This is a genomic window from Deinococcus misasensis DSM 22328 (genome assembly GCF_000745915.1).
Classification (GTDB): domain Bacteria; phylum Deinococcota; class Deinococci; order Deinococcales; family Deinococcaceae; genus Deinococcus_C; species Deinococcus_C misasensis.
On sequence record NZ_JQKG01000089.1, the window covers coordinates 1 to 7320 of the forward strand.

At 56.6% G+C, this 7320-nt stretch carries 10 protein-coding genes and 1 pseudogene; 10 read left to right on the forward strand and 1 reads right to left on the reverse strand.

Going from position 1 to position 7320, the window contains the following annotated elements; translation table 11 throughout:
• The 10 genes and pseudogenes from Q371_RS23020 to Q371_RS23060 all read left to right on the forward strand — a co-directional run.
• Positions 1 to 319: pseudogene (locus Q371_RS23020) on the forward strand (IS4 family transposase); the annotation flags it as partial.
• 623 nt (positions 320 to 942) lie between these two features.
• Positions 943 to 1293: a ComEC/Rec2 family competence protein gene (locus Q371_RS26260; protein WP_157442906.1), complete on the forward strand. Its 351-nt coding sequence runs from the start codon at positions 943 to 945 to the stop codon at positions 1291 to 1293.
• Positions 1278 to 2060, forward strand: coding sequence for an anti-phage 6A-MBL system MBL-fold protein (locus Q371_RS23025; RefSeq protein WP_051965129.1), 783 nt, complete (start codon positions 1278 to 1280; stop codon positions 2058 to 2060). Before Q371_RS26260 ends, Q371_RS23025 begins: the two co-directional genes overlap by 16 nt.
• Positions 2061 to 2088: 28 nt before the next feature.
• Complete coding sequence (locus Q371_RS23030) at positions 2089 to 2859, forward strand: hypothetical protein (protein ID WP_157442907.1); 771 nt, start codon at positions 2089 to 2091, stop codon at positions 2857 to 2859.
• 45 nt (positions 2860 to 2904) lie between these two features.
• On the forward strand, positions 2905 to 4305 hold the full coding sequence (locus Q371_RS23035; RefSeq protein WP_157442908.1) for an anti-phage 6A-MBL system cap2_3 protein: 1401 nt from the start codon (positions 2905 to 2907) through the stop codon (positions 4303 to 4305).
• Positions 4298 to 5137, forward strand: a complete 840-nt coding sequence (locus Q371_RS23040) for a hypothetical protein (RefSeq protein ID WP_034345303.1) — start codon at positions 4298 to 4300, stop codon at positions 5135 to 5137. Before Q371_RS23035 ends, Q371_RS23040 begins: the two co-directional genes overlap by 8 nt.
• A gap of 160 nt (positions 5138 to 5297) precedes the next feature.
• Positions 5298 to 5558 carry a type II toxin-antitoxin system Phd/YefM family antitoxin gene (locus Q371_RS23045; protein WP_034345306.1) on the forward strand — a complete coding sequence of 87 codons (261 nt, stop codon included), beginning with the start codon at positions 5298 to 5300 and terminating at the stop codon, positions 5556 to 5558.
• Complete coding sequence (locus Q371_RS23050) at positions 5555 to 5959, forward strand: PIN domain-containing protein (RefSeq protein ID WP_034345309.1); 405 nt, start codon at positions 5555 to 5557, stop codon at positions 5957 to 5959. Before Q371_RS23045 ends, Q371_RS23050 begins: the two co-directional genes overlap by 4 nt.
• A gap of 231 nt (positions 5960 to 6190) precedes the next feature.
• Positions 6191 to 6349: a hypothetical protein gene (locus Q371_RS23055; protein WP_157442909.1), complete on the forward strand. Its 159-nt coding sequence runs from the start codon at positions 6191 to 6193 to the stop codon at positions 6347 to 6349.
• Positions 6350 to 6501: 152 nt separating this feature from the next.
• Positions 6502 to 7056, forward strand: a complete 555-nt coding sequence (locus Q371_RS23060) for a hypothetical protein (RefSeq protein ID WP_157442910.1) — start codon at positions 6502 to 6504, stop codon at positions 7054 to 7056.
• Here Q371_RS23060 and Q371_RS26670 read toward each other — a convergent pair.
• Positions 7011 to 7320 (reverse strand): transposase (locus Q371_RS26670; protein WP_211253888.1); only part of this gene is annotated, 310 nt, incomplete at its 5' end. The genes Q371_RS23060 and Q371_RS26670 overlap by 46 nt on opposite strands.

Consider the following 7320-nt stretch of genomic DNA (forward strand, 5'->3'; position numbering starts at 1 on the left):
CCTTTTGCTTGAACGTTATTTGAAAAGGTTCCGGATTGAATGTCTTTTCAAGAACCTCAAGTCTCTGGGTTTTCGGCTGGAGAACACCCACATGACGGATGCTCGGCACCTGGAACGTTTGGTGTGCCTACTGGCAGTGGTGTTCGTGTGGGCGGTGAAACTGGGCGAAAGGGTTCAGATTCCAAAAAAGAAACATGGTCGTTTGGCCCGGAGTGTCTTTCGGGTGGGGATTTCTCTGCTGCTGGAGTTATTCAGGAAGCCATTGTGGGCTTTACTGGAAGGCCTTCACCTGTTGTTCCCCAAACTTGTCGGGTACTGAGGCAAAGACCACCAGAGTCAAGTTCGCAGATACCAGAAGATGTCTATTGGAGGCAAGCTTTCCCAATCGAAGCTGGATGATTTCTTTTCAGCGTTGCTCTTTCATATTGTGAACGAGCATTCTAAAAAACAATGAGCTGGCAAGAGTTCAGGTGGTGCTTCTGATACAGTTCTGACGTTCTTACTGCAATGCCGTGTTCCACCCTGGTGTTGTGCCTGTGACTTGCCACTTAAATTTGAGAGTAACACGAGCCCGCATTACGCTATTTTCATAACCCCTGACAGCTGTGCTATACTTTCCAGTGATGAGGTCGCACCTGGTGCACACCCCAACCTCTGAGTGCAATGGGGCAAAGAAAAAACCGCATTGAAGTCCTACCCTCAATGCGGTTTCCCCCCACAGCACAGAAAGGCAGGCCCCTCAGCACCGTGTCGTGTTTTCCGTAATCACACGATACCACACCTGAGAATTCAAAAACATTCACAAAATCCAGACGAGTGTCACTTCAATGTGGACACCCTGTGTTGCTGCACCCTTTTCCTGCCCCAGTGGGTCAAAGGGCCACTTTCACTGTGCAGCAACCACAGCTCCATTTGACTTTTTTCCGACCCAGAGGCACCACCATGCACAAGCTCACTTTTTACCCTTCTGGTAACGCTGACACCACCCTCGTCGACATCAACAACAACAGCAAAAAAATGCTGATCGATTTCGCCGACCGCTCTGGAGATGGAGACAAGTACTGCAAGCTTTCCGAACTCCTCAAAGCCGACCTGGAAGCCGCCGACCGCACCAGCTACAACGTGGTAGCCTTCACCCACGCCGACCAGGACCACACCCAGGGGGCTGATGAATTCTTCCACTTTGACTCGTCTCCCAGCCGCCAGGGCGATGACCGCATCAAGATCGACGTCCTGTGGGTCCCAGCAGCCTTCATTTACGAGTCCCAGCGGGAGCTGTGCACCAGTTCGTGATCCAGCGGGAAGCCCGGCACCGCCTGCGCGAAGGATACGGCATCCGGGTGTTCTCCAAGCCTGAATTGCTCCGGGCATGGCTGGAAAAAGAAGGACTCACCCTGGAAGAGCGGGCACACCTGATCACCGACGCAGGCCAGTATCCCCCCGAATTCAACATGGCCTGGGACAACGCTGAGTTCTTCATCCACATGCCCTTTGCCAGCACCATCGACGCCACCGGTGTGTACAAGCGCAACGAGGAATCCCTGGTGTTCCAGGCCCGCTTCCGTGCAGGGGGCCGCATCACCCAGGTCCTGTTCATGGCCGACGTGAACGCCGACACCATCTACAACATCGTCGAGATCACCAAAGACCACCACAACGAGGACCGGCTGAAGTGGGCCATCATGAAAATCTCCCACCACTGCAGCTACAAGTCCCTGAACTGCGCCGAGAAGGGCGAAACCAAAACCACCCCCAACGACCACGTGAAGTGGCTGATGGAGGAGCAGGGGGAGGCAAACGGCATCATGGTGTCCACCAGCGACCCCGTCCCTGACGTTGACACCATCCAACCCCCGCACTTTCAGGCCGAAAATTATTACCTGGACGTGAAGCGCAAAAAGTTCGGCAAGTGGTACGTCACCCAGGAGTACCCCACCAAGGAAAACCCCAAGCCGCTGGAAATCGAGATCACCCAGACGGGCTACTCGGTGCTGCAGAAGGTCTCTTCTGCCCTGGGGGCATCCCTCTCCACCCAGTCTCCCCGCGTGGGAGGGGAGTGATGGGGGCCACATCGAAGTGTCCGGGGGGGTGATCTCCTCCCCGGACCAGTTGCGTTCCAGGCTGGCCAGGGAGGCCCTTCAGGCCCTGCAAGGGGACCTGGGCCAGTACTGGACATTGATCGGGGTGATGCAGTTCGAGAACCACGATCTTCTGGCGATGGATGTCACGGTTGAATTGCCCCAGTACCCTGCCTGCGACCTTAAGGAAACCGAACGGCTGGCTTTGTGGTTTCACCATGAAGACCAGGGCATTCCAAAGGTGTGCGCCTTGCGCAGTGATTTTCCGGCCCTGCCTCACACCATCAACATGCACCCAGGGACCCCCCTGGTGATCTGCCTGTACACCACTCCACCTGAGGAACTCAGGGCCCAGCTGACCGGACAGCAACTGCTGGCCCGCATTTCCCAGTGGATGCGGCGGGCGGCGCGGGGTGAACTGCACGAAGCAAACCAGCCCTTACAGGCCTTCTTTCACCAGTCCGCCCACCAGATGGTGCTGCCCAGCAGCATCGATTTCTCCACCACCAGCATTCTGTCCATGCACGTGATGGAAAGGGAAGCCCATGGGGTGAAAACCACTCTTACCGGGAACAAAGGGGACTTTGGAAAGGCAGGCAAACCCGCCCTGCTCAGCTTGCATGGCCTTCCTGCCACAGAGCACAACACGCTCACCCGGCTGCCCGCCACCCTGTTTGATTTGCACCAGTTCCTGCAGGGGTTCGGTGTGGACCTCTTCGCGCCCTTGCGACAAGAGTTCTGCGCCATCATCGAAGCGGGTGGGTACCTGCAAGCCCGCTGATATTTGCTTCTGGGCTTTCCGACCACCCGGGTGGACGGAGGAGAAGTGGAAAGCCAGGACATTCGGGTGTTCAGCCCCACCCTGACCATCCGGGAACTTGGCTTGCAGCTGGACTGGCTGTTTCAGGAGGGAGAGATGGTGGGCCCAAACCTGTTTCCTTCTCTGGATGTGCTGGAACAGTCGAAGCAGGTGCCCATCGAGGCCATGAACGTGTCGTTTTTCCTGTCCTCAGAGGCGGCAGCCCGCTTTAACGGCGACGACCCTGAAGACAGCAACATGCTGGCCGTCGGGGTGGGTGCTCTGGGCTCTCAGGTGCTGGCCAATTTGACCCGTGCGGGTTTCGGTCGTTGGGGCGCGGTGGACGATGATGTGTTCATGCCGCACAATGCTGCCCGGCACCTGCTCACTGCCATCCACACCGGGCAGTCCAAGGCGGCTGAGGTGGCCGGGGTGCTGAACCGGAATTTTGATGACCAGGACTTGGTACGGCCTTTTCACGAGAACATTTTCGCCACCCCCACCCCGGAACTGCAGCAGGCCCTGCAGGAGGCACGGGTGATTGTGGATTTCTCTGCTTCGGTGGCCGCAGCCCGGCATCTGGCCCTGAACGTGCAGTCTCCGGCACGCAGGGTCAGCGTGTTCCTCAGCCCTTCCGGCCGGGACCTGGTGGTGCTCGCCGAGGATGAGGGGAGGACCTTCACCCTGGACCAGCTGGAGGTGCAGTACTACCAGTGGCTGTGGGACAACGAGGACCTGCACGACCACCTGCAGCGGCCCGATGACCTGTTGTGGTATGGCACGGGTTGCCGGGATGTGAGCAGCCGCCTCCCGCAGGACCTGGTGGCTTTGCACAGCGCGACCGCCAGCCGGGTCTTAAAGGGCATCCTGAAAGGCAAGGAGGCGGGCATCTTCCTGTGGCGGGCCAGCCCGGAAACGGGCGAAGTCACCCGCCTGACCCTGACCCCTGAAGTGCCCCTCAAGTACCGTACGGGGGGGTGGACGTTGCAGGTGTCCCCGACCGCCCTGCAAAAGATGCAGGCCCTCCGCAGTGCCGATTTGCCGGGTGAAACCGGGGGGACCCTCATTGGCACCCGGGACCTGCCCCGCAAGACCCTGTATGTCACCGGGGTGCTCGGTGCCCCCGAGGACAGCCAGAAGGCCCTGAAGACCTTCATTCGGGGGTCCAGGAAGCTGCTCTTCACCTACGAACGGATCCGGCAGGTGACCTTGCGGAACCTCACCTATTTGGGGGAGTGGCATTCCCACCCGGATGGGGTCCCTGCACGGCCCAGCTTGGATGACATCATGATGTTTACTTGGTTGCAGGAGCAGCTCGGGGTGGAAGGCTTCCCGGCCCTGATGGGGATTGTGGGGCAAAAAGACCACCATTTCTTCCTGGACGACCTGAAGCCTGCGGTGCCCATGGAGGAGGTGCAAGATGCCTGACCTGAAAGCGTTGATGGAAGCCCTGAAGCTCAGTTTTTACGAGGGCATTGCAATCATCATTCCCGGCTTGGTGATGGTGATCGTGGTGTTCTTTCACCACCCCAAGCTACCCCTACCGGACCTGGGTGGGGCACCCAAATGGTTGCTGCTGGCGGTGGCAGCTTTCATCCTGGGGCATTTTTTGAAGGCCCTGTCTTCTGAGGTGCACGAGCAGTATGGGGTGGTGCTGAAATGGTACCAGGGGGTGCAAAACCATCACCGTTCCCGTGTTCCATGGCACCAGAAGATGCTGTTGAAAAGTAACCACCCTTTGCAGTGGTACTTCCGTGTCTACCTGCTGCGGGTGGTCTTCGAATTTGTGCTGTGGGTTCTGATGAGTCTGTACGTGCCGTGGCGGGCGAACAAACCCAACAACAACGGTTTTTACGGCCAGGACGAGTACCGGGAAGTGGTCAAGAAGGTGGCGGAAATGCGGGGCTGCACCGAACAGAGCCTGGACGTGGGCAAGTGCTGGAGCTTTTGTTACGGCAAGCTCACCAAAGAGGAATTGCAGGGCCGCGAACGCATGGATGCCTTCGGCGACTTCTTCCAGGGCCTGGTGGTGGTCACCCTGGCCAGTCTTCTGTTGTGGCTGCTGAAGGAGCCAGGGTGGAACCTCAACACCGTTTATGGGGTGGTGAGTCACCTGGTGGTGGCACGCATCTTGTTCGGGCGCTACCTGCGGTTCCACAACCTGGCGACCCGGAACCTGTTCCGGGCCTTCTGGCACAAGTATTGCCATGCACCTGCGGCAACCCCGCCGAGTCCTGGACCGGCTCCTGTTCCTGCATAAGCCTGGGAATACGTCCGTTGATTTTCTGGATGCTGATGAATACAGCATCCAGATTTGTTTTTAACTGCATGCAACTGGTTGTGCATGGATGGCTGGTGCGTCTCACCTTCCCCAACCCTGTTCAAGTAAAATGAACTTAGCTAACTTGTGAGGTGGTTTGATGACCCAGGTGAACATGCATGAAGCCAAAACCCGACTGTCCCAGCTTGTTCAGGACACCCTCAATGGTGAAGAAGTAATCATCGCCAGGGATGGCGAGCCCCTGGTGCAACTCATTCCCATTGAGGGTGTCGAACGGCAAAGCCGCAAAAAGAAAAACCAGTGGCCCAAAGCTGTGATGGACTTCAAAGGCATCCCGGACCTCACCCCCTTTGAGGCCCACCGTGAGGAACTCCGGCAACAGGAAGACATTGAGCTGTGATTTATTTGCTCGACACCGACACCTTGAGCCGCTGGGCCAGAGGGGAAGAACCGGTGCATTCCAAACTGACCGGTTTCTCTCCGGATGACCTAGCGGTGTCCAGTGTTACGGTGATGGAAGTGGAGTACGGATTGGCCCTCACCCCAGGAAAAGCAAAAGTGCTTCGCCCGGTGCTCTCGCAGTTCTTCCAGGTGGTCACGGTGTTGCCCTTTGAAGAAAAAGAAGCGCGGGCCACAGCTGCCGTGCGGGCTGCCCTCAGAAAGCAAGGGTTGCCGATAGGACCTTATGACGTGATGATTGCCGGAACGGCCCTCAGCCATGGTCTGGTGCTGGTCACTTCCAATACCCGGGAATACCAAAGGGTGTCTGGCCTCTTGGTGGAAGACTGGCGGGAAACCTGAACTGCAAGCTGTCTACAATGGCTTTTGATCACAAGCCAGGCGTTTTCAGATGTGCCAAACGGTTGTAAGGTACGTTGCAAAGAAAAAACACATGACCACTTTGTCCTTTTAGAAACCAATTGTCTGAAAATCGCTTTGTGAGACGAGGAATTTTCTCAAAAAAATACGTTTTCTCTCGAATCATTGCCAACCCTCGAATTGGATCACCCGCAGGCGGGGGTGGTTCGGGCCTTGGCGTTGAAACTGGAGGCGGAGTTTGCTGCCTACACCGGGGACCATCCCATCCCGTGGGGCCAGTGGCATGTGGTGATTGACGGCCGAAAGCACCACAGCAAGTTCAAGGACCAACGGGATTGGGCCATGCATTATGGCAAACTTCAGGGGAAGTGAGTCCAGAACACCCCAGGTAGGTCAGGCTCCACCTGCAATGAAGGGATGGCGAGGATTCTGGAAACGGTGTTGCAGGGCTGGATTTGTTCCTCTGGTCTTCAAGTCTTCTGACCTTCAAACTTGGCAACCCTGCGCCACTCCACACAGGCATCATGCGTCTCCTGCACGAAATCAACCAAGGGCAAAAGAAAGAAGGGCATGACGTCCCAGTGGTCATGGGGCTCAGCAAAACAGGAGGACTGGCAGATCACGCCAACCTGATCAAGGCCTTACTGCCCGACGGCAGCATCTTCCCCATCAGTGATCAATACCGGTATGATTTCATTGACGTGTCAAAGCGTGGACGCACCGCCAATTTTGGACAGGAAACATACTACGGGCAGGATTTCCTGGTCAAAACGGAAGAAGGGCGCCTCTTTCCCATGTGCCTTGCTTACCCTCTATCGGAAAAGAAAGACGAACAGGCTTTCCAAAAAGAGAAAATGAATATGGACGGTTACACCACCATGGGCCGGGCGTTAAAGGTCATTACAACTTTCGAATCGGACCTCTACCAGAATTCGATGATTCCAGTCATTCTTGCCCACCGTCACGCGTCCATCAGCCTCACACCTGGAGGAAAAGTTTTTGACATCCTGGCCAAAAAGCACCTAGTGCATGATCACGAAAGAGGTTGTGCAAGGGGCTCCAATTTTGGACACGCATAATAAGCGCAGACCCGAGACTCCAATTCCTTCGCCGAAAGCAAGCCCTGAGCAGGTATCACCGCCCGTTTGCCATGTAGCCATTTCGGTTCGATGGGATTCAGCCAGGGGCTTCTTTTCGGCAGCAAACCACTCAAAATCCGCACTCCACCTGATGCTTTTGCCTCACGGTTGTACTGCTTGATCCAGAAGATGACCTGTTTGCTGATATGCCAACTGGCGTTGTCCCACACCAGCAACAAAGCCTTTTTACCCTGCTTGCCCAGT